This window comes from Hymenobacter lucidus, assembly GCF_020447265.1.
GTDB classification, from domain to species: domain Bacteria; phylum Bacteroidota; class Bacteroidia; order Cytophagales; family Hymenobacteraceae; genus Hymenobacter; species Hymenobacter lucidus.
Genome location: NZ_JAJADR010000001.1, coordinates 738,637 through 762,229 on the forward strand (window position 1 = coordinate 738,637; position 23,593 = coordinate 762,229).

The 23,593-nt window shown below is 58.9% G+C and carries 15 protein-coding genes; 8 read left to right on the forward strand and 7 right to left on the reverse strand.

The features are described 5' to 3' along the window. The first annotated feature begins 105 nt into the window (after positions 1–105). Positions 106–504 carry an SPW repeat domain-containing protein gene (locus tag LGH74_RS03065; protein WP_226171756.1) on the forward strand — a complete coding sequence of 133 codons (399 nt, stop codon included), beginning with the start codon at positions 106–108 and terminating at the stop codon, positions 502–504. A gap of 75 nt (positions 505–579) precedes the next feature. Here the strand turns inward: LGH74_RS03065 and LGH74_RS03070 are convergent, their stop codons facing one another. The 3 genes from LGH74_RS03070 to LGH74_RS03080 form a co-directional block, all read right to left on the reverse strand. Continuing rightward, positions 580–1,419: a transporter gene (locus tag LGH74_RS03070; protein WP_226171758.1), complete on the reverse strand. Its 840-nt coding sequence runs from the start codon at positions 1,417–1,419 to the stop codon at positions 580–582. A 94-nt stretch (positions 1,420–1,513) separates the two neighbouring features. Next, positions 1,514–3,772, reverse strand: a complete 2,259-nt coding sequence (locus LGH74_RS03075; protein WP_226171760.1) for a TonB-dependent receptor — start codon at positions 3,770–3,772, stop codon at positions 1,514–1,516. Positions 3,773–3,882: 110 nt separating this feature from the next. Next, on the reverse strand, positions 3,883–5,250 hold the full coding sequence (locus LGH74_RS03080) for an Nramp family divalent metal transporter (protein ID WP_226171762.1): 1,368 nt from the start codon (positions 5,248–5,250) through the stop codon (positions 3,883–3,885). A 170-nt stretch (positions 5,251–5,420) separates the two neighbouring features. On the opposite strand from LGH74_RS03080, the gene LGH74_RS03085 reads away from it, so the two are divergent. Then, positions 5,421–6,407, forward strand: a complete 987-nt coding sequence (locus LGH74_RS03085) for a cation diffusion facilitator family transporter (protein ID WP_226171765.1) — start codon at positions 5,421–5,423, stop codon at positions 6,405–6,407. Positions 6,408–6,496: 89 nt separating this feature from the next. On the opposite strand, the gene LGH74_RS03090 is transcribed toward LGH74_RS03085, so the two are convergent. After that, a complete protein-coding gene (locus tag LGH74_RS03090) occupies positions 6,497–9,064 on the reverse strand; it encodes a T9SS type B sorting domain-containing protein (protein WP_226171768.1) in 2,568 nt (855 codons plus the stop codon). Positions 9,065–9,371: 307 nt separating this feature from the next. Here LGH74_RS03090 and LGH74_RS03095 point away from each other — a divergent pair, with 307 nt between their 5' ends. After that, a complete protein-coding gene (locus tag LGH74_RS03095) occupies positions 9,372–14,582 on the forward strand; it encodes a fibronectin type III domain-containing protein (RefSeq protein ID WP_489146032.1) in 5,211 nt (1,736 codons plus the stop codon). Positions 14,583–14,662: 80 nt separating this feature from the next. Here the strand turns inward: LGH74_RS03095 and LGH74_RS03100 are convergent, their stop codons facing one another. After that, positions 14,663–16,042 carry a PQQ-dependent sugar dehydrogenase gene (locus tag LGH74_RS03100; protein ID WP_226171772.1) on the reverse strand — a complete coding sequence of 460 codons (1,380 nt, stop codon included), beginning with the start codon at positions 16,040–16,042 and terminating at the stop codon, positions 14,663–14,665. A gap of 159 nt (positions 16,043–16,201) precedes the next feature. Here LGH74_RS03100 and LGH74_RS03105 point away from each other — a divergent pair, with 159 nt between their 5' ends. From LGH74_RS03105 to LGH74_RS03120, 4 genes are all read left to right on the forward strand, one after another. Next, complete coding sequence (locus LGH74_RS03105; RefSeq protein WP_226171774.1) at positions 16,202–16,666, forward strand: GNAT family N-acetyltransferase; 465 nt, start codon at positions 16,202–16,204, stop codon at positions 16,664–16,666. 65 nt (positions 16,667–16,731) lie between these two features. Continuing rightward, a complete protein-coding gene (locus LGH74_RS03110; protein ID WP_226171776.1) occupies positions 16,732–17,382 on the forward strand; it encodes an HD domain-containing protein in 651 nt (216 codons plus the stop codon). A 105-nt stretch (positions 17,383–17,487) separates the two neighbouring features. Next, positions 17,488–19,950 (forward strand): S9 family peptidase, encoded by a 2,463-nt coding sequence (locus LGH74_RS03115; RefSeq protein ID WP_226171778.1) that lies wholly within the window; start codon positions 17,488–17,490, stop codon positions 19,948–19,950. 256 nt (positions 19,951–20,206) lie between these two features. Further along, on the forward strand, positions 20,207–21,112 hold the full coding sequence (locus tag LGH74_RS03120) for a hypothetical protein (RefSeq protein WP_226171780.1): 906 nt from the start codon (positions 20,207–20,209) through the stop codon (positions 21,110–21,112). Positions 21,113–21,205: 93 nt separating this feature from the next. Here LGH74_RS03120 and LGH74_RS03125 read toward each other — a convergent pair whose 3' ends face one another. Together LGH74_RS03125 and LGH74_RS03130 are read right to left on the reverse strand one after the other, a co-directional pair. Then, entirely contained in the window at positions 21,206–21,439 is a 234-nt protein-coding gene (locus LGH74_RS03125; protein ID WP_226171782.1) for a helix-turn-helix domain-containing protein, read from the reverse strand. A gap of 1 nt (position 21,440) precedes the next feature. After that, positions 21,441–22,139, reverse strand: coding sequence for a DUF2975 domain-containing protein (locus LGH74_RS03130; protein WP_226171784.1), 699 nt, complete (start codon positions 22,137–22,139; stop codon positions 21,441–21,443). Between the two features lie 221 nt (positions 22,140–22,360). Here LGH74_RS03130 and LGH74_RS03135 point away from each other — a divergent pair, with 221 nt between their 5' ends. Further along, positions 22,361–23,566, forward strand: a complete 1,206-nt coding sequence (locus LGH74_RS03135; protein WP_226171788.1) for a family 1 glycosylhydrolase — start codon at positions 22,361–22,363, stop codon at positions 23,564–23,566. Positions 23,567–23,593: the final 27 nt, after the last annotated feature.

Here is a 23,593-nt window from a genome sequence, read left to right on the forward strand (position 1 = left end):
CTCGGCGGTGAAGTGCAAAAAATAGTAGCTCAGCAATATCCTTTCGTTTTAAGGGGCGTAAAAAAGCGCAGTTAGTACCACCTACAACCCTTAAAACCTGACACAATGAAAGTTATATCACCTCGGGTCCACGGTATGATGGACTACGCCACCGTGCTGCTGTTTGCCCTGGCCCCCACGCTGTTTAACCTCGGCGGCACCTACGCTACCGTCTGCTACGTGCTGGCGGCCGGCTACCTGGTCATCACGCTACTGACCGACTTCCAGATGGGTATTGCCCACCTCATTTCCTTCCCCATGCACGGCTGGTTGGAGCTGATTAGCGGTATTGCCCTGCTGGCGTCGCCCTTCCTGTTCGGCTTTGCCGACGACAGCGAAACGGCCCGTAACTTCTTCATGGCCATGGGCGTGCTCTTTATCGGTACCTGGCTGCTGACCGACTGGCGGGCCGATACCCACACCCAAACCCACGGCCACGGCACGATGATGCCTAACCACCACTAGGACAGGCTTCGGCTTATGTCAATAAAAAGGCCCGGCTTCAATTCTGAAGTTGGGCCTTTTTATTGGCACTTAAAATTACCGCCGGAAGCTGACGCCCAGAAAATACTCTTGGTCAGTGTTTTTGGTCAGCGCTAGGTGGGTACCAAAGTCCACAATCAGGTTATCGCTCAGGTGCAGCTGTGGGCCTACGTTGAACGACGCCTGCCAGGCCGCGTGGCGCGTGTTCCACATGCCTACCACCTCAGCAAAGGCCGAGAGGAACTTCGAAAACTCGTAGTCGATGGCGGTGCTAGGAGCAAGCAGCACGTAGCGCTGTTCAGCGTCGGTATCGTAGTCCCAGTCGCCGCGCACTTGAAACTGGAGGTTGAATTCCTTGCTGAAATCGTGGCTGTAGGGAATCAGTAGGCCGTATTCCGTGACGCTGTTGCCCACTGAGCGGCCCACCGGCAGGCGCACAAAGCCAATAACGGCTAAGGCATCAGGTTTGCCATCCTGGCCCAGCAGCGTATGTTTGAGGCGCAGCGTCAGGTCGCCGAAGCCCTGGTTGCGCTCCGGTTCCTGGTCGTCGTCCCACTCCTTCTCAATCGAGTACATATCGACCTCCGCCTGGATATCGGTGTGCGTGGTGAGGCCCAGCTTTAGCAGTGCGTGGTTGAGGTAAAAGGTACGCTCGTGATGGGCATTTTCGCCTTTGTTCAGCAGGCGTAGCAAGTCACTCTCGATCTGAAAATGGCCCGGATCAACTGTGAACGGGCTTTCTGAGTAGCCGGGCCGATCGGGGCGTAGCTCCCGCAACAAGTTACGCGGCGTCGGCTTGAACAACGTGTAGCCCGCATTGGCCGTGAGTGAATCGTTGTTCTGGGCGGCCAGGGCAAAAGGCAAAAGTGTGGTTAGCAGCAGGAAAATGTGTTTCATGGGAGCGGAGAAATTGCACTATTCAGCCCGCATACGTAGAAGGCTGGCTTCAGATGCAGTTTTTTTAGAATCCAGCTCCCAACCCCAACGCTAGCTACAGTGAGTAGCGCAGCCCCAGAAACGTGCGCCGGCCCTGCACCGGGGCATAGTTGTACTCAGTGTCAAACGAATACCCGTTGGGGTTGTCTTGGCCCACATATTTGTCGAAGGGGTCGAAGGCCCGAATCAGTACGTGGCGGGGCAGGAAATCAAGCAGATTCTTCAGGCCACCGTAGATTTCCAGATGCTCGCCCATGCGCTTGGTCAGCTGCACGTTTTGCAAAGAGTACCACGGTGAGCGGCTCGGGCGGTAGTCGTTGGGCTGCACCGGCAGCTGCATCGGCCCGTTTACCTGCCCGGTATAATCCACCACCACGCCCAGCCGGGCCAGGGTGTAGCTCACGGCGTAAGTACCCGAAAAGACGGGCGCGTGCAGCTGCGTGACGCGCTGCAGCGCCCCGCCGCCCACTGGCCGTTCCTGCCGGAAAACGTCCATCAGCGTGATGCCGGCAATGATTTTCAACGGCCGCGAAAAGGTCAGATCTGTGTTCAGCGTGAAGCCCCGCGACACGGCGTAGCCGTCCAGGTTGCGGTACACAATCTGGTTGACGTCGGTGGTATAGTCGGGGCTGATTTTGTTGGTGAAGTAGGTGTAAAACGCGCTGGCGTCCACCGTCAGTAGGCCCGCAGCCGTGGTGAAAAAGCGCTGGTAGTTCACATTGGCATTCCAGCTTCGCTCGGGCCGTAGCGCCTCGGGCACTACCACTTGGCGCGCCCCGGTGAGGGCAGCGTGGTCTTCCGTAAACAGATTCACCACCCGGTAACCGTTGCCGATACCCACGCGCACCACCTGACTGTTGTCGGGCTTGCTCCACTTGTAGTTGAGGCGCGGCGACAGAATACTGCCGTGTACCGAGTTGTAGTCGTAGCGCAGGCCGGCCAGCAGCGTGGCGTTTTCGGTTACGCGCCACTCATCCTGGGCAAAAATGCCGGGCAGGCTGGTTACGTCGGGCCGGGTGGCCTGCTCGCCGTCGGGGCTGGCCGTGGCGGGCGTGTTATCGTCGTACCAGGTGTAGCGGTAGGTAGCGCCCAGCAGCAGATTATGCCGGATGTTCAGCTCCCGCGCCCACGTCAGCTGCCCGAAGCCCACGCGCTGGGTGGCCCGGTAAAGCGTGGTACCGTAGGCCGAGTTCTGCCGGTGTTGGTTAAACGAGCCGCTCAGCATCAGCTTCTGGCCCGCCACCGGCAGCTGATATTGCCCCAGCAGTTCGTAGCGGCTCGTGTACACACTCTCCCCGTAGATACTGTCGCCGCCCCGGAATTCGGGCGTCCAGCCGAGTTGCCCCCCAAATCGGTCTTCGTAGTAATAGCGCCCCGCCAGGTTGGCAATCCGCTCCTGGGGCCGCTGAAACGACCATTTGTTGAATACCGAAGCCCGGTGCTGCGTGGGCAGGTCGGTGAAGCCGTCGTCATTCACGTCGCGCCGCTGGTTGTAGCCAAACAGGTTGGTGCTGAGTAGGGTAGTGGCATTGCGTACCTTGGCGGCGGTGCCCAGGTCCAGGTTCATTTCGCCGTGGGAAGTGCCGAAAGCATCGGCCGAGAAGCGCGGCGCCTTTGCCGGGTTTTTGGTGATGACATTTATCAGGCCGCCCACCGCTTCGGAGCCGTAGAGCGTGGAGGCCGGCCCCTTCACCACCTCAATCCGCTCCACCATACTATTCGGAATGCCGCTCAGGCCATACACCGTGGACAGGGAGCTGACGATGGGCATACCATCAATGAGCACCATCGTGTAAGGGCCTTCCAGCCCGTTGATGTGAATGTCGCCGGTGTTGCAGATGTTGCAATTGAGCTGGGGCCGCACGCCGTTTACCATCGTCAGGTTTTCGAACAGGCAGGCGCTGGGGTTTTTCTGGAAGTAGCGCGGCGTATAAATTTCCACTGCCACCGGCGACTGACTTTTCACCACCTCGCTCAGCGTGCCGCTTACCACCACGCCGCCCAGCTCGTTGCTGGTGCCACTCAGGGCAAAATTCACGGTGGCCGTTTGCCCACTCGTTACTGCAACAGTGCGCTCGGTAGGTAGAAACCCTACTGCACTGACCACCACCCGCTGCAGCCCAGAAGGGACTTTGCCGAATGTGAAGCTGCCATTTTCATCGGCGGTGGTGCCCTGCGTGGTGCCTCTGAGCCCAATACTGGCAAACGGCACAGCTTTGCCTTCGGCTCGCACTGTGCCTTTTATGCTACCTGTTTGGGCCGAAACGGAAACGGTAGCCAGCAGAAAGAACGTAAAGAGGAAAAGTGCTTTCATAAGGTTGAGGAGAAAAATTAATTTAGAAAGCGCTGCTATTTTTATTTAGACCAGTCTAAAACTGTTTTCACAAAAAAGGCGCAGAGCTGCGGTAGCCCTGCGCCCGAATGCTACTTGAAAAAGGTGGTGAACAGCAGGTAGAGGTTGAGCACGATGATGATGCCCGACACCACCCAGGCCAGCAGCTGCACACCCGGCCGGTTGGCAAACACGCCCATCTTAGCCTTGCTGCCGGTAAAGAGCACCAGCGGCACCACCGCGAAACTGAGCTGCAGCGACAAAATTACCTGGCTCAGCACCAGCAAGTCGGCCGTGCCTTTCTCGCCGTAGAGTATCGTCACAATCAGGGCCGGGACAACCGCTATACCGCGCGTAATGAGACGGCGCAGCCAGGGTTTGAGCCGCAGATTAAGAAAGCCTTCCATCACAATCTGGCCAGCCAGCGTACCGGTTAAGGTCGAGTTCTGACCCGACGCCAGCAGGGCAATGGCAAACACGGCACTGGCTGCTCCGGCCCCGAGCACCGGGGCCAGCAGCTTGTGGGCGTCGGTAATGTCGGCTACGTGAAACAGGCCGTTGCTGTGGAAGGCCGCGGCGGCCGTCACCAAAATGGCGGCATTGACGAAGAAAGCCAGAAACAGCGCCACCGTTGAGTCGATGGTGGCAAACTTGATGGCCATGCGCTTGCCGCTTTCCGTTTGCTCGATCTGGCGCGTCTGCACGATGCTGGAGTGCAGGTACAGGTTATGGGGCATCACGGTAGCACCCAAAATGCCAATGGCAATGTAGAGCATACCGGGGTTGGTAATTACCTCTTTCTGGGGCACAAGGCCCTTGGCAATGCCCAGATAATCGGGGTGGGAAACCAGGATTTCGTAGAGAAAACAGCCGAAGATGACCACGATAAGACCCGCCACGATGCTCTCAATAACCCGGAAGCCCTTGTTCTGGAAAAACAGTACCACTAGCACGTCCAGAATGGTAAGTACCACGCCCCAGGGCAGCGGCATACCAAACAGCAGGTTCAGAGCAATGGCCGAGCCGATGACTTCGGCCAGGTCGCAGGCGGCAATGGCCACTTCGCACAGCACCCACAGCACCATAGCCACGGGCTTGGAGTAATGGTCGCGGCAGGCCTGGGCCAGGTCGCGGCCCGTTACGATGCCGAGCTTGGCGGCCAGGTGCTGGAGCAGCATGGCAAACAGGTTGGAAATCAGGATGACCGACAGCAGCGTGTAGCCGTAGCGCGAGCCGCCGGCAATGTCGGTAGCCCAGTTGCCGGGGTCCATGTAGCCCACGGCCACCATCAGGCCCGGGCCCCAGAACGCCATCAGCTTCCGCCAGAACGAGGCATTAGCCGCCGGCACCTTGATGCTGGCATATACTTCGCTCAAGGAAGGAGCCTTGCGTTCCTGCCGCCAGCCGGAGTTATCTTCTGTAAGCGGGGGAGTAGGCGACGGTTGTACGAGTGGAGGCATAAAGGATAGAGAATCAGTAAGCTCTACAAAGAAACGAATTTTTAGATTAGCCTAAACTATTTTTTAAGGCACCTTAAATACTCGTTTGGCCGAAAAAGGTTACGATTCGTATGGAAGTGGGGTTTTTGCCGGACCTTTGCAGGCCCTTTTCCTGCCTTTCCCGATTTGCCATGATCTTAACCCAACCCAAGCATCAGCTTGGCGCATTGTCGCTCGTTGTCAGCATCGGACTGGTGGCCATCAAGTTCTACGCCTACTTCCTGACCCGCTCTCAGGCCGTCCTCACCGACGCGCTGGAATCCATTATCAATGTGGTTACCAGTGGTTTCGCCCTGTATAGCCTGTACCTCTCGGACTTGCCCAAGGACGAAAACCACCCCTACGGCCACGGTAAGATTGAGTACCTGTCGGTGGGCTTCGAAGGAGCGCTGATTCTGTTTGCCGGGGTCTACATCTTCTATAGCGCCGTAATGGCCATCATGCACCCGCATACGGTAGCCCGCCCCGATATGGGCATGCTGCTGCTGGCCGTGACGGCCCTCGTGAACCTGGGGGTGGGCTTTCTGCTAGTCAGCTCGGGCAAAAAGCTGAACTCGGTGGCCCTGGTCGGCGACGGACAACACCTATATATAGATGCTCTGAGTACGTTGGTGTCTTGCGTGGCGCTGGTGCTGGTCATCTTTACCGGTAATGCCCTCTTCGATGCCGGCGCCGCTTTGTTGCTGGGCGTGTTTATCGTGGTGAATGGCTACCGCATGGTGCGTCGCTCGGTATCGGCCCTGATGGATGAGTCGGACGTGACGACTGTGGAGCAGGTTATTGCCGAGCTGCAGCGCCACCGCCTGCCCGCCTGGATTGACGTGCACAACCTACGCGTGCTGCGCTACGGTGCTAATCTGCACATCGACTGCCACATGCAGATGCCTTACTATTTCAGTCTGGAAGAAACCCACAACGAGCTAAACCGCATTGAGGCTCTCATCAAGCAGCGCTTCGATGTGGAGGTGGAAATGTTTGTGCACGCCGACCCCTGCACTTTCGCGGCCTGCTCGCTGTGCCAGATGGCCGAGTGCCCAGTGCGCCAGCACGCCTTTGCCCACGAAGTAACCTGGACGCTGGCCAACGCCGTGAAAAACGAACGGCACCGCCTGCACTAACTGGCCGGATATCTACGAGTTAACCATAAAAAAAGGCGCTGCGGGATTCCGCAGCGCCTTTTTTTATGGTTGACAAAGCTTTGTTGGTACTAGCGCACCAGCTCAACCCAGCCTTTGTTCGTTACGCCGTTCACATCCGTGAGCATGTAGTAGTACACGCCGGCGGGCTGGGCGTCGCCGCTCCAGTCGTTGCGGTAGCTGTTGGTGCTGAATACCTGCTTACCCCACCGGTTGAAGATCTGAATCTTGCTGTTAACGGCTTCAGTCGAAATTACGAAGGCATCGTTGACGCCGTCACCGTTGGGGGTGAAGATGTTCGGTACCGGCGCGTCAGGCACCCGCACGTTTACATCGGCTACGGTGCTTTCGCAGGGCGAGCTGGTCTGGTTGCCGATAATAATGGCCGCCCGCAGACGGATTTTGTAGATGCCGGCTACTGCGAGCTGCTGGGTAGCCGTAGTGCTAGATGTCGAGAAAGTTTCTTCCGGCTCCGTTACGGGCTGGCCTTTGCCATTGAAGATGCGCTGATACGACCATTTGTACGTGGCGCTGGTGTTGGGCTGGGTGCTCAGTCTCGACTGGTTCGTGAAGGTGAAGGTGATAGGCGGCTGCTTGATGCTGCGACCTGCCACGGCGGCCGAGTCAACCTTGAAGGCCGGAGCCACCGGCGCGGCCACCCGTACCAATACAGAGGTAGTGTCGGAGCCGCACACGGCAATGTTGGAACTGGCAATACGCAGCTTGTAGCGCGTCGTCACGGTCGGCTTCACCGTAATGGTTGGCTTGGTGGCATCGGCGGGCGTCAGGCCGTTGGCAGCCGTCCACTGGTAAGTGAAGGTTTCCGAGGCTGTACCGCCGGGCCGGGTGGCGGTAGAGGTAATAGTAGCCGAGTTACCCGAGCACACCAGCGGCTGGTTGGTAGCAGCCGTGGCTTTTACTGCCTGCTGCACTCGTACCAGTACCGAGGCGGTATCGGAGCAAGTGCCTTCGCGGAAATCCAGGCCTAGAATACGCACTTTGTAGCGCGTCGTCACGGTCGGGTTTACCGTCACGTTCTGGTTGTTGAGCTGGGCCGTCGTGAGGCCGGCGGCAGCTTCCCACCGGTAACCATAGCGGGCGGGGCTGCCAGCTACGGAGTCGGGGCGGAAAGGCGTGGCCGAGAGGGCCACCGAGCTGCCGGCGCATACCTCGGGGCTAGCCGAAGACGCTACTACTTTAGCGAAGTTGCCTTTCTCAATCTTCAGAACCACAGTACGGTACTGAATGCCTTTGAATGGGCAGCCGTTATCCTCAATCTTAAGCGGAATACGGTAGGTTTTACCCAAAAAGGCTATATCGGGCTGAATGCGCAGAATACCGGCGGGGGCTTTCGTGCCATTGCCCAGCAGCTCAAACGTGGCTACGTCGGAAGGCAGGTACGTAGGCTTCAGCAGCGTTGGCGTCGGCGGGTCCAGCTCGGGGTAGCTTACCGTCAGGATGTCGCCTGGATTCGGGTCGTTGAAGCGGAAACGAACCTCAGTGTAGTTACAGGTGTAGGCCGTAATGAAGGTAGAGTCGCGGGAGTTCACGATTTTAACCCCCGATTTGTCGAAGCCGCTACCAATAGGCGGGCCGGGCTGGTTGTTGTTGTTGCAGTCGATAACGACTACCAGCATATCACGCCGTACCTGGCCTACTTTATAGTATACCCGCTGGCCGTTGGCATTCTGAATGCGGCGGTACTCGGTTACCTGACCTACTACAACATACTTGTTTTCGGCTGAGTTGATGGCCGGGTTGAAGAACGAAGGCGTGAAGGTGAAGCTACCCTGCGCCGCGTTGAAGTTGAAGGCCTGCGTTGCGGTTTTTAGCGGGCAGGTGCCACTGATGTTGAACGACGGAATGGGGTAGGTGGGTGAATAAGTACCCTGGTTGGTCGTGATGTAAGCCGCGCAGGGGGCACCGTTGGGGGGCGTCAGGTCGATGAAGCGGCCTACCGTGGTGTACGATTTGTACGTGTTGGGGTCGTTGCAGCCCACCAAAGGGTTTGCCAGGGTATACACCAGTGAGTCGCCATCGGGCTCGGTAGCAGAAAAGCTAACGGTGCGCTCCTGCTGGTAGCATACGAAGGGAATCGGGATGTCCAGCGCCTGGTACTGAGGCGAAGTATTCTCGATAGGCATACCATTGGCCAGCAGGTTGTTCAAGCGGGCTTCATAATAGAGGTTGCCGCTGCCCAGGTTAAGGTTAGCTACCGTGGGGCGGGCATTGAGCGTGACACTCAGAATCCACTCGGCTGCTGGGGGCAGCGTAACAGTGGCTTCGAAGACGCCTCGCTCGTAGTTGGTTCGTAGGCCGCTGCCGCATTGGCTGGGGCCGCCAGGGGTGTTAGCACAATAAGGAGTGCCGGGCTCGGGCAGGCCCACCAGCGTCATGGGCACCTCGGTGCCGCCGGCACAGCCGGTGGAGCGGTACACCAGTTCGGGGTCGATGCTGCTGAACGAGGCCCCGCCGCAGTCGCGGAATACCGTCAGGGAAACTTTGTACCGGTTGTTTCCCAAAGCTGCGTACGTCAGCTGTCCCCCTTGGATGTGAGTGGCCCATGCGCTCGACATTCCCGTCAGCGACAGACACCAGGCAGCTACTAATATGTAGGTGGCGTGTAAAAGTTTCTTCATGTACTAAAGAAGAGTTAGAAAATGTGACAAAGGAGGCGGGGGTGGGAAAAACGTCGCCGTAAGATAGAAGTAATTTGTTTTACCAATACAAAAAAGTACTGTGGAGATATAGTAAATGTTCTAATTGAACAAAAAAAGGATATTAGAAAGCTAATTTGATATGACAGTTTCACTATTTGAAAACTCTGTCTTAGATTTAGGACATTCGAGGAGTGTGTTTATTGGCCTAGCTTAGCCCTTCTCGGCTTGTGTGCGAACCCACCTGTTTTACAGTTTTTCTCTTTTCACCCCATCTACTTATTTGATGATGAAAAAACCTTTACGCCAATTGGCGAGTCGCGTAACTGCTTATACTGCACGGTGTAGTAAGCAGTGGCGAGGAGCCGCCCTCTTTCTCCTGAGCCTGTGGCTGGGACTAGCCGGCCCGGCCAGCGCGCAGGTCGACACCTATACCCTTGCTGCGTCGCAGGGTACGTTTACTCCTATTAGTGGAGGCACAGTAGTAGCCGGCATGGCTGCCGATAGTTACCTGTCGGGAGCTATTCCATTAGGATTTAGCTTCGTTTTTGATGGCAGCACTTACACGCAGGTTAAAGCTTCTTCTAACGGCTACCTGAGCTTTAACACGGCTGGCACGGCCAACCACTCTGGTGCGCTGGCCACCGCAGGAGCCACTACCCGGCCGCTGGTAGCGCCCCTGCTTGACGACCTGGACGGCAACCCTACCGGGGCCACTGCCACCGGTACCTACATCACCACCGGCACAGCGCCCAACCGGGTATTTACCTTCGAATGGCTGAACTGGGAATGGCGCTGGGATGCCAGTGCTCCGGTTCTTTCCTTCCAGGTGAAGCTGTACGAAGGCACCAACCGCGTAGAATTTATCTACCGTCAGGAGTCGGGTGCGACGACGGCTACTGCCACGTCAGGTGCTTCCATCGGATTGTCAGGCGTTGGTACGGGCAGTGGTTCCTACCTCTCGCTGAGCAATGCTACGGCCAGCCCCACGGCCAGCTCTACCACGGAGAATACCAACATCAACACAAAGCCGGCCACCGGTCAGATCTACGCTTTCACGCCTCCGGCTCAGGCAGCCTGTCCGCAGCCCCGCAACCTGAGCGTGGCCTCCCTAACCAACACCACCGCCACCGTAACGTGGTCGGCAGTTGGCAGCGGCACGTTTAGCATTCAGTATGGCCCCACGGGCTTTACGCCGGGCTCGGCCCAAGCTACAACCGTTACCTCCACTACTTCTTCCGTTACACTCACGGGCCTGACAGCCAGCACTGGCTACGACTTCTATGTAACCCAGGTGTGTGGCGGAGCCAATGGCAACAGCGCAATCAGCGCGGTAGCTTCCTTCACGACCCGGGCCGTAGCGCCTCCGGGCAATGATGCCTGCGCCAACGCCGTCACGCTGACCCCAACGGCGGCCAACACCGCCTGCACGGCTGCCACTAGCGGCACGCTTGAAGGAGCTTCGGCCACTGCAGGCCTGGCCACGCCAGTCGGCACGGCCGACGACGACGTGTGGTACAAATTCACGGCTACCTCGGCGGTGCATACCGTAACGTTGGCGGGCACTGGCGACTATGTGCAGGAATTGCTTTCGGGCAGCTGTGCTACGCTCACCTCCGTTGCTTTCTCCGACCCTAGCATTAAAGTTTACACGGGCCTGACAATTGGCTCCACGTATTATGTGCGGGTATACTCCTATGGGTCTGCGCTGCCTTCGGCGGCGGCGGCGGCGTTTACCATCTGCGTTACTACGTCCACCCCTCCGGCTAATGATGCTTGCTCCGATGCGGTAACCCTGACCCCAACGGCGGCTAACACTGCCTGCACGGCGGCCACCAGCGGTACGGTAGAAGGTGCTGGTGCCACCACGGGCCTAGCTACGCCAGTTGGTACGGCCGACGACGATGTATGGTACAAATTTACCGCTACTGCTGCCACGCACACCGTGACGCTGGTAGGCGGCGACCTGGTACAGGAACTGCTGTCGGGTACCTGCGGAAACTTTACCTCGGTTGCTTTCTCTGACCCCAACGTGAAGACCTACACGGGTCTGACGCCCGGTACCACGTATTTTGTGCGGGTATACTCCTACAGTTCTACGGCTCTTTCCGGCACTGGTGCTGCCTTCACCATTTGCGTTACCACCTCGACAGCCCCGGCCAACGACGCCTGCGCCAGTGCAGTAACCCTGACGCCGGAAGCTCTGAATGCGGCTTGCTCAGCCGCTACCAGCGGCACGGTCGAAGGCGCTACGGCCACTACGGGCCTGGCTACGCCGGTTGGCACGGCTGACGATGATGTATGGTACAAGTTCACGGCCACTGGCACCTCGCACACCGTTACCCTAACCGGTACCGGTGACTATGTGCAGGAAGTACTGTCGGGCAGCTGCGGCGCTTTGACGTCCTTCGGTTTCTCCGACCCCAATGCCAAAACGTACAACGGTCTGACGGTGGGCGCCACGTACTATGTGCGTGTGTATTCCTATAGTGCCACGGCTCAGATAGCCCCGGCGGCCAACTTCACTATCTGCGTAACGACGCCGACGGCCATTCTACCCCCGGCCAACGACGCTTGTGCCAGTGCGGTAACCCTGACGCCGGAAGCCCTGAATGTAGCCTGCACAACAGCTACTACGGGTACGCTGGAAGGCGCTACGGCCACTACGGGCCTGGCCACGCCGGTTGGCACAGCTGATGATGATGTATGGTACAAGTTCACGGCTACCGGCACCACCCATACCGTTACCCTGACCGGTAGCGGAGACTACGTGCAGGAAGTATTGTCGGGCAGCTGTGCTACGCTGGCTTCGGTTGGCTTCTCGGACCCCAACGTCAAAATCTATAACGGTCTGACGGTAGGTGCCACGTACTATGTACGCGTGTACTCCTATAGTGCTACTACGCCTACGGCAGCGGCTGCGGCCTTCACTATCTGCGTAACAACGCCGACGCCGATTGTACCCCCGGCCAACGACGCCTGTGCCGACGCCGTAACGCTGACGCCGAGCACTACCTCGTCCTGCGCTACCGCCACCAGCGGTACGCTGGAAGGCGCGGGTGCTACTGCAGGCCTGGCTGCCCCGGTCGGCACGGCCGACGACGACGTCTGGTACAAGTTCACGGCTACTGCTACCGCCCACATCGTGACGCTGACCGGTACCGGCGACTACGTGCAGCAACTGCTGTCGGGTAGCTGCGCCGCGCTAACGTCGGTTGCTTACTCGGATCCTAATGAGAAGACCTATACCGGTCTGACGGTGGGCAACACGTACTATGTGCGCGTGTACTCTTATAGCGCTACCACGCCTACGGCTGCGGCTGCGGCCTTCACCATCTGCGTGGCCACACCTCCGGTCAACGACGACCCTTGCGGCGCTATTACGGTGGCTCTTGCGGCCGGTTGTGCTTCGCCTACGCAGGGCTCTAACGTAGCTGCAACGACGACGACGCCAAGTGGTTACACCAACCCCGGTTGCGGCATTGCGGCTACTCCTATTGACGTGTGGTTCAAGTTTACGACTGCGGCTTCGGGCAGCAGCAGCACCGGCGTTAGCATTATCACCAATGGCGCACCTGCCGGTCAGATTCGGGTATTCTCGGCAGCTGCCTGCACAGGTCCATTCACGCAGGTTGGTTGCAAAGCCAGTGCTACTGGCGGGGCCGGCACGCTGGACCTGAGCGGTCTGACTGCCAATACAACCTACTACGTGAGCATTTCGGGTTACGGCTCGGGTGACGCTACAGGTGCATTTACCATTTGCGTAACGCCGCCGGCTACCTGCGCAGCGCCTTCGGGCCTGGCCGCTTCAGCCGTCACCCAGAACTCTGCCACCTTGGGCTGGACGGTTTCGGCCGGTACGGGTCCATTCACGGTTGAGTACGGCGTTTTCGGCTTCATCCCCGGTTCCGCGCAGGGCACGGTGGTAACGACTACTACCAACTCGCTGAACCTGACCACCCTGACCCCCGGTACCAGATATCAGTTCTATGTAACCCAGAACTGTGGCGGTGCCAACGGCAGCAGTGTACGTTCTGGCCCCGCTGCCTTCACCACGTTGTCGCCGCCTCCGGCTAATGACGAGTGTGCTACGGCTACTGCCGTTACCGTACAGCTTGGTAACAACTGCATCGGCCGCCTGGTGGGCTCCAACGCTGGTGCTACTAGCTCAGTAGGCGCTCCGGCTCCCGGCTGCTCCAGCTACCTCGGTGGCGACGTATGGTACAGCGTAGTAGTGCCCGCCACGGGCAGCATCATTGCCTCTACCGACTCGGTTGCTGGCAGTGCCATTGATGACACCGGTATGGCCATCTACTCGGGTACCTGCGGCGCGCTGACGCTGATAGACTGCAGCGACGATGAAGGCCGTGACCTGTTCTCCATGCTGGAGGTATCGGGCCGTACGCCTGGTGAAGTTCTCTACATCCGCGTATTTGAGTACGGCAACGATGATTTTGGCCGATTCAAGCTGTGCGTACGCACCAACACGCTGTGCCCCGCCCCGATTGGCCTAAACGCCTCGAACGTGGCCACTACCAGCGCCCGTCTCAACTGGTCGGTGACGAACCCGATTGCAGGCGCTACTTTCAACGTGGAGTACGGTCTGCAAGGCTTCGTGCCCGGTTCGTCGGGCGGCACCCGCCTCACGGGTCTCACCGGCACCTTTACGGATGTTTCGGGCCTGCTGGCTAATACTGAATATTGCTACTACGTAAGCCAGAACTGCGGCACGAGCGGCGTAACGGCCGGCCTCAGTGCACCCGCTGGCCCAGTTTGCTTCACGACTCTGTCGCCGGTACCGGCCAACAACGACGTGTGTGGTGCCATCAACCTGCCGGTTGGTATTAACAGCTGCGCGGCGGTTAGCGCCACCAACTTCGGGGCTACTACTACTGCTCCGAGCGGTTACGTAAACCCCGGCTGCACCACTTCGAACGCGCCGAAAGACGTGTGGTTCACCATGACTACGCCGCCAACTACGGCCGGCGTGCAGATTACGACCACCGGCAACCCGGCCGGCCAGGTACGGATCTTCACCGCTGCTTCGTGCTCCACGGCCCTTGCCTCGGTAATCTGCCGCGCCAGTGCTGGCAACAACCAGACGGTTGGTACGTTCTCGGTAGCTCTGGCCCCAAACACCCGCTACTACGTGATGGTAGCCGGCTACGGCTCCAACGATGCCACGGGTGCCTTCACCATCTGCGCCCAGCAGAACGTGCTGAGCAATACCAAGGAGCTGCCCGGCGGTGAGGTAAGCGTATTCCCCAACCCGAGCAACACGGGCGCCATCACGCTGCGCATCCGCGGTGCCGAGCAAACTAAAACCGTGCAGGCCACGCTGCTAAACGCGCTGGGTCAGCAGGTGCTCAACCAGTCGTTGGCCGTGCAGGCTGGTGCCGTTGAGGCGCCGCTGCAGGTGAAAGGAATGGCTACCGGCATCTATACCCTGCGGGTGAAGGTCGGTGACTATACCATCACCCGGAAAGTGGTGCTGGAGTAGGCCTACAGCCTTACCAGATAAGCCATAAAAAAGGTGCTGCGGATTCCGCAGCACCTTTTTTTGTTGTAGGTCGGTTGTGGTTACTTCACTACCAGCTGCTGCGTGTAGTAGGCCGCTCCGGTTTGGGCCTGCACCGTGTAAAGGCCGGGGGTGAGGCCGGCCACGTTCAGCTGCAAATCGGTCTGTCCGGTGGCGAAGCGGGTGGCGTAGGCTACGCGTCCCAGAGCATCAACCACCGTAGCTTGTACTGGGGCGGCCGAGGCCGTAGGGAGCCGCAGCGTTACGGTGCCCTGGGCCGGGTTGGGCCAGAGGCTCAGGCGGGCGCTGCTACCAGCCTTCGTCGAGTTGGGGGTATAAGCCCGGTTTTCGAGCACGTACAGCCCGTCGTTGTTGCCGTTGCTGGTCGAGATGAACACCCGCCCCTGCGGCGACACGCAGATGGCCCGGAGCCGGCCGATGTTCGTTACGTAAGTGTTTTCGGTGCTGATAGCCTCGCCCGCGGCATTCAGGGGCAAATGCACCAGCCGAGTACCTTTCAGAGCCATCATTAGCAGGCTGTTGTTCCACTCCGGAATGGCTGGGTGATTGTAATAGGTAATGCCGGCGGTGGCAATAGTTGGCGTCCAGACGCGCAGGGGCTCCCGCACGTTGTTGGCGGTGCAGAAGGTTTGTTCGGAGGGCAGGTTGCAGAAGCCTTCCACATTGGGCCAGCCGTAGTTGCGGCCCGGCTCAATCAGGTTCACCTCGTCGTCGTTGTTGGGGCCGTGCTCCGAGCTGTAGATTTTGCCGCTGGGTGCCTGCACCAGCCCCTGCGGATTGCGGTGGCCCAGGGTATACACCAGGCTGCCGGGCGTGGGGTTGTTGGCCGGAACGGTGCCGTCCAGGTTCAGGCGCAGAATCTTGCCGTTGAGGGAGCCTGCATTCTGGGCTTCGGGTTGCAGCTGGGCATCCCCGGTAGTCATGAGCAGCGTCCGGTCCGGCAGAATCAGCAGGCGCGAGCCGCTGTGCGTGGTAGTAGCCGTGATATTGCCCAGGAGAGTGAGCGGACTGGTAAGCGTATTGGCCGTGGCGGAGTAGGTGTAGCGCACCAGCTTCTCCTTCAAATCACCCCCGGCAGTATAGTTATACACGATGTAGACGTAGGGGTTGGTGGCAAAATCGGGGTGCAGGGCCATGCCCAGCAGGCCGCTTTCCCCGGTTTGGGTTACGTCGGCCACCGTAAGCAAAGGCAGCACCTGGCCCGTTGCCGGATTGACGCGGCTAATGCGCCCGCCCCGCTCCGTCATCCAGATATAATTGTCGGGGCCCCACACCAGCTCCCAGGGTATGGACAGATTGGTGGCCAGCGGCGTCATCGAAACCGTGGTGGCGCCCACCTGGAAAGTAGTGGTCTGGGCCTGGGCAGTACTGCCGCCCGCAACCAGCGCGGCCAATAGCGTAGCAGAGAAAAAACGTTTCATCGGCAACTAATTGAGAGTGAAGAATAGACGTAAGTATATACTAACGGAATAGAGCCGGAGAAGGATTAGCTTGCGTGTGACCCGGGAGCCGGTAGATTTGCAGTTGACCCGAATTGGCTTCGGGACCAGTAAATCAAGGCTTAACCCGCCCGCCCGCATATGACTTTCGTCGAGCACCAGCACCCGCAGCGCTTCACCATCAGCACCGACCCGGCCCGCCTCGACGTGGCCGCTATTCACCGCTACCTGGCTCAGGAGTCGTACTGGGCCGCGAATATTCCGCTGGCTACCGTGGAGCGGGCTATTGCTCATTCGCTCAACTTCGGCCTCTATGCTCCCGATGGCCGCCTGGCCGGCTTTGCCCGCGTCGTGACGGACTATGCCACCTTTGCCTGGCTCTGCGACGTATTCGTGCTAGCAGAGTTCCGGGGCCAGGGCTTGTCGAAGTGGCTGATGAGTAGCGTGTGGGCGCACCCGGAGCTGCAGGGCCTGCGCCGCAAAATGCTGGCTACGCTCGATGCGCACGGCCTGTATACCCAGTTTGGTTTCGGGCCGCTGCCCACGCCCGAGCGTTTCCTGGAAATTCGCAACCCCAATCCGTACGGCGCGCCCACGGCCAATTAGCGCCCTGCTACATCTATTCCGCTACTGATATCGTTCGTAAAGCCTACCCTATTTCTACCAAACCTATGACTCCGACTACTCTGGAAGCCCGCTGGCAGCAGCTTACCGCTAAGCTCGGCGTAGCTGATGCCCTGCGCACGGCCACGTTCCGCCAGCTCACGGCCGCCTACGAGGGCTCGGGGCGGCACTACCACAGCCTGGCCCACATTCGCACCCTGCTCGAAACCGTGGAACAGCACCAGGCGCAGGTGCAGGAGCTGCCGTTGGTGCAGCTGGCCGTCTGGTTTCATGATGCGGTATACAACCCCATGCGCGACGACAACGAAGCCCGCAGTGCCACTCTGGCCCAGGAGTTTATGGCCAAAACCAGCTTGACGCCCGCCCAGCGCCAACGGGTGGCGTTCCTCATTGAGCGCACCAAAGACCATACCCAGCCTCAGCCCGCCGCCGATACCGACCTACACCTTTTTCTCGACGCCGACCTGCAGATACTGGGTGCGCCCGAGGCCGACTACTGGCAGTACGCGCGGCAGGTGCGGCAGGAATACCGCCTCGTGCCGGATATTCTCTACCGGCGGGGGCGGCGGCAGGTGCTCGAAAAGCTGCTGAACTCCCCGGTGCTCTACCAGACGCCCGAGTTTCGGCAGAAGCTGGATGCCGCCGCCCGCCGCAACCTGCAGGCCGAGCTGCGGCAGTGGGAAAAAGGCGGGCTGTAGGCCCAGGTTTAGATTCGGCGGGACTGTTGCAACGTGGCTTGGCGCGGTAGTGTCCTTGCCGGAGGCTTGCGTATTTTGCGGGCTCCACTCGTTTTTTCGCTGCCCATGCGCTCCACTTCTATCCTGCCAATCCTGGTCTGGCTGCTGCCCACGGGCGCCGTACTGGCCCAGACTACGCCACCCACCGCTTCGCTTACCACCCTGACGGTAGAGAAAATAATGCGCGACCCGGCCCAGTGGATCGGTAGTGCGCCTTCCAACGTTGGCTGGAGCGAAGACGGCAAGCGGATTTACTTCAACTGGAACCCCGAAAAAGCCCGCCGCGACTCGCTCTACACCGTGGCGCCGGGCGGGGGTGCCATCCGCAAAGTGAGCCTGGCCGACCAGCGTGCCCTGCCCACCACCAACGGCGAATACGACCAACAATACGCCCGCAAGGTGTACGAAAAAGACGGTGACATTTTTCTGCTGGAGTTGAAATCGGGCAAAACGCGCCGCGTGACGCGCACCACCGAGCGGGAAACCGACCCGGCCTTTGCCCTCCAGGGCAAGCTCATCAGCTACACCCGCGCCTCCAACCTCTACACCTGGGACCCGGCCACCGGTGAAACCACGCAGCGTACCGATTTCCGGCGCGGCAACAAGCCCGGTAGTGGTACTTCCGATAAGTCCGACAAGTTTCTGCGAGCCCAGCAGCTGGCACTGTTCGACGTTATCCGGCAGCGCGACCAGGACCAGAAAGCCCGGCAGCGGCTGCAGAAAGCCGTGGCTCGGCTTAGCCCCAAGGCTATATGGCTAGGCACCAATACGCTAGAAAACCTGCAGCTCAGCCCCAATGGCCGTTTCGTCACCTACCGGCTGGCCCAAGAGCCCTCGGCCGAGAAAGTAGCCATTGTGCCCAGCTTCGTGACGGCCTCGGGCTTCACCGAAGACCTTTCGACCCGCACCAAAGTAGGTGCGCCGCAAACTGCCTACGAGTTGGGTATCTACGATATCGGGCGCGACACGACCTTTGTGCTGGGCTACAGGGAGCTGAAAGGTCTCGACGAGCAGCCGGCCTACCGCAAGGAATACACGCTGCGGGCCAAAGCTCCCGTAGCCGCCGATTCAGCTAAAAATGCTTCGGCCAAAAAGAAGGACAAGCCCGCCACCGAGCTGCGCCGCGTGGTACCCTACGGCCCGTATTGGTCCGACAACGGGCAGCACGCCTTTCTGGTCATCCGCTCCAGCGACAATAAGGACCGCTGGATTGTGAGCCTGGACCCGGCCACTCAGAAAATCGGGTTGCTCGACCGGCAGCGCGACGAAGCCTGGATCAACGGGCCCGGCATCGGCTACGGCGCGGGCAGTGTAGGCTGGCTCGATAATCAGCGGGTGTGGTTTCAGAGCGAAGAAAGTGGCTACTCCCACCTCTATACCGTGGACGTAGCCAGCAGCCAGAAAAAGGCCTTGACCAGTGGCAACTTCGAGGTACAAAAAGTGCAGCTCAGCCGCGACAAAAAGCTGTGGTACCTCACGGCCAACAAAACCCACCCCGGCGAGCAGCACTTCTACCGTATGCCCGTAAATGGCGGTGCCCTGACGCAGATTACGACGATGCCGGGCGCCAGTGAAGTCACCATGTCGCCGGACGAAAAGACCCTGGCCGTGCGCTACAGCTACACCAACAAGCCCTGGGAGCTGTATGTGATGCCCAATAAGCCCGGCGCCAAAGCCCGGCAGATTACCAATTCTCTCACCGAAGAGTTCAAGAGTTACCCCTGGCGCGACCCGGAAGTTATTGCCATCAAGGCCCGCGACGGGGCCGATGTCTATGCCCGCCTCTACCGGCCGGCCAAAGCTGAAGCCCAGGGTCCGGCCGTTATTTTCGTGCACGGGGCCGGCTACCTGCAAAACGCCCACAAGTGGTGGAGCCAGTACTCGCGCGAGTACATGTTTCACAACCTGCTGGTCGATAAAGGCTACACGGTACTCGATATTGACTACCGCGGCTCGGCCGGCTACGGCCAGGCCGTGCGCACGGGCATCTACCGCTACATGGGCGGCAAAGACCTCACCGACCAGGTGGACGGGGCCAAACTGCTGGCCGAAAAGTACGGCGTGAGCCCGCAGCGCATCGGCATCTACGGCGGCTCTTACGGCGGCTTCATCACGCTCATGGCCATGTTTACCCAGCCCGAGGTGTTCAAGGCCGGGGCCGCTCTGCGCTCCGTCACCGACTGGGCGCACTACAACCACGGCTACACCGACAACATCCTCAACGAGCCCTACAACGACAGCATCGCCTACGCCCGCTCGTCGCCTATCTACTACGCCGATGGTCTGAAGGGCGCCCTGCTCATGTGCCACGGCATGGTCGATACCAACGTGCATTTCCAGGACATCGTGCGCCTGAGCCAGCGCCTGATTGAGCTGCACAAGGAAAACTGGGAACTGGCCGTGTACCCCGTCGAAGACCACGGCTTTGTGGAGCCCGCTTCCTGGACCGACGAGTACAAGCGCATCCTCAAGCTCTTCGAAACCAACCTACGCCCCGGCGCCGCCGTCTCCGGCAGCGGCGGTAATTAGACTCCCAGGAAAAACAAAAAGCCCGGTTCCGTAAGGAATCGGGCTTTTTCATGCCTAAACGCGCCGTGTTGCCCAGCTGAATTGGCGGTAGGATAAGGCAGGTGTTTGCTCGTTGGTGCGTAGCGGTCTGGGCAGAATAGCTGGGGGCCACGGTTAAAATAATATAATAACATTTCAATATTTACATTGGTGTTTCCACGAAGTCTTCTCTTCTTTGTCGTTCCTCCTTTCTCTATCCTTTTCTCCTTTCCTGTTTATGAGCGTGTATTACAAACCTTCCGGGCGAATAACCGTCGGCGGTATTCTGGGCTTTGTGGTGGTGGGCCTGGTGGCGGCCGTTGTGCTGGCTTTTGCCTACGTGTATGCCACCTGGTACATTCCCTTCATCTACATCAACGTGCTGCTCACGCTGGGCTTCGGCGCCGTACTGGGCTATGTGCTCAACCGGATGACGACCGTGGGCAAGCTGCGCAACCCGGCCCTGGTGGGCTGGCTGGCCCTTGCCATAGGCTTGTGGGCGTGGTACGTTCAGTGGGCTGTGTACCTGACGCTGCTCAACGGCGCCGGGGAAACCGAGTATGCCGGCCGCCGGTTTTCCATCACCCACACTTCCTTCGAACTCGATACGTTTCTGGGCATTATTGCCCGGCCCGACCTCGTGCTGAGTATGCTGCCCCGCATTGCCGAAGACGGCATGTGGAGCATCTTCACGGTAAAGGTCAGCGGGTTTGTGCTGTACTTAGTCTGGTTTGCCGAGCTGGTTATTCTGCTGGCTTTTCCCTGGATTGTGTCCCACTCCGAGGCTGGCGCGCCCTTCTCGGAGCGGGCCGGACAGTGGGCCGAAAAGCTCACCTTTCCGCAGCCCGCCGCCGCCTTCCCCGATACCGAAGCAACCAAGGCCGCCCTCGAAGCGGCCCGCTGGGACCATCTACAGCCCCTGACCGGCGAGGAAACGACCAACCCCTACGGCCGCCTCATCCTGCACACCGCCCCCAACGACGAAGACTGCTGCTATCTGTCGCTCGAAAACGTGACCATCGAAGTTGACGACAAAGGCAAATCCAGCGAGAAAACGGTTGATGTGCTGCAATACCTGCAGGTGTCGCCCCAAGTCTGCCGCGACCTGCACGCCCGTTTCGGTGCCGCCGCCGTGCCGGCGTAAGGTTCTACACTTACTGAAGTCCAAAAAGAAAGCCTGCTACTACTAGCAGGCTTTCTTTTTGAGATTCATTCACTCACTCACTCACTCACTCACTCACTCACTCACGGGTGAGAGGTCGGCAGGGTCGGGGCGGTGTTCGAGCAGGTCGCCGGGCTGGCACTCCAGCACCTGGCAAATGGCGGCCAGCGTGCTGAACCGTACGGCTTTGGCTTTGCCGCTTTTCAGAATCGAGAGGTTGGCCAGCGTGATGTTGACGGCGGCGGCCAGGGTGCTGAGCGACATTTTGCGCCGGGCCAGCATCACGTCCAGGTTTACGATAATCGGCATATCAAACGGTCAGTTCGGCTTCCTGCGCCATGATGACGCCTCGTTTGTACACGGCCGCAATGACCAGCAAAACTAAGCCGAATTTCCAGGCCCCGATTTCCGGCCCCACATCCAGTAGCACGTACTGGGCCATGCTACCATTGTGGCCCGGCATCGGCACGGGCGGTACCAGTCTGGCCAGAAGTATCCGGGCCAGATACTGGTAGAGGTCAACTCCTATCATCAGCAGGCCCAGCCAGCGGATGCGCCGGGCATTCTTCTCCGTGAAGGGTGACTCAATCTGCATCTCATTCAGGATCCGGTATAGCAGCATGCCTGTGAGCATCGAGTACACCATTAGCGGCAGCGAGTCGCGCCCCGCAGCTGTGGAGTTTATTACGCCCAACAACTCTAGTATAAGCTTTTTGACCCGGTTCTGCTCTATGTATTTCAACCTTATTCGCTCACTAAGTGACACTAGCCGGTAAGCATTTGGCTGCTTGCTGACCATCAGTGAGTCGCGGCCTGGCTTGCCGAGCTGCCCTTGCTGCGGGGCCTGTACCTGCAGCGTTACGGAAGCCGTGCTGTAGCCGCTGCGCAGCGTCGAGAAGCTAAAGCTCAGGTAAAGGATGATGCCCAAAGCCGAAAGGGTGTACTGGGCCGCCGCCAGCCACCGAACCAGGCGCAGGAAGGGCGGAAGAGAAGTATAGGTAGAAGGCATAAAGGATTGATTAGAGGTTGCTCAAAAAAAGAAATATTATTATTGATAAACAATAAATAATAGCCGATTTGCAGAAATAAACTATCGATAAGCACTGATATGAGAGTTGGCGTAAACAAGACTGCTTGGGCCGCTTCATCCAACCTCCATCCGCTGTTTGTTGCTTGCTTGCGTAAAAACTTCCCGCTGCTTAGCTCCCTGCCAATCCTAAACGCCCGCCTATGCCCGCCAATAAATTCATGTTTGCCACCGGCATCGAGAATAGCTACCCCACCATTCTGCTGCCCAATGGCCAGGAAAAGCGCGTGGATGAACTGGAAAAGGCCAAGCACTACGAAAACTGGCGGCGCGACTTCGAATTGGTGCAGGAAATGGGCATCGAGTTTCTGCGCTACGGCCCACCTTACTACAAAACCCACCTCGGCCCCGACCAATACGACTGGGAATTCACCGACCTGACTTTCGGGGCCCTGCGCGAGATGAACATTACGCCCATCGTGGATTTGTGCCACTTCGGAGTGCCCGACTGGATTGGCAACTTCCAGAACCCCGATTTCCCGCGCCTGTTTGCCGACTATTGCCGCGCTTTTGCCCAGCGCTTTCCTTACATCCAGTTCTACACCCCCATCAACGAAATCTACATTGCGGCCTTTTTCTCGGCGCAGATGGGTTGGTGGAACGAACGCAAATCCTCGGACCGCGACTTTGTAACGACCCTCAAAAACCTCTGCAAAGCCAACGTAATGGGCATGCAGGCTATTCTGGAAGTGCAGCCCGAGGCCACCTTCATCCAGAGTGAAAGCTCGGAATACTACCACCCCGAGTGCCCGGAGATGTTCGGGAAAGCCCAATTCCTGAACGAGAAGCGGTTTTTATCGCTCGACCTAACTTACGGCTACCCCGTTTCGGTCACGATGTATGAGTACCTGCTCGACAACGGTATGACCCGCGACGAATACCACTGGTTTGGAAGTTCCGACATCAAGGCCCGCTGCATCATGGGCAACGACTACTACGAAACCAATGAGCACCTCGTCAAACTCGACGGCAGCATCGTGCCCAGCGGCGACATTTTCGGCTACTACGTCGTCACCAAGCAATACTTCGACCGGTACCACCTGCCCGTGATGCACACCGAAACCAACATTCGGGAGCCGCTGGCCGTGAACTGGCTGTGGCGGCAGTGGGCCAACGCCCACCGGCTCAAGCAGGATGGCGTGCCGCTGGTGGGCTTCACCTGGTATTCTCTCATCGACCAGGTCGACTGGGATACGGCCCTGCGCGAAGACAACAACCGCGTCAATCCGTTGGGATTATACGACATGGAGCGCAACATTCGCCCCGTGGGCAAAGCCTACAAAAAGTTGATTTCGCAGTGGAAAGATGTACTGGAGAAAGAGAGCTACGGTATTCATCTGAATTACTAAAAACAGCTTTAGTCCTCTCCAGACAAA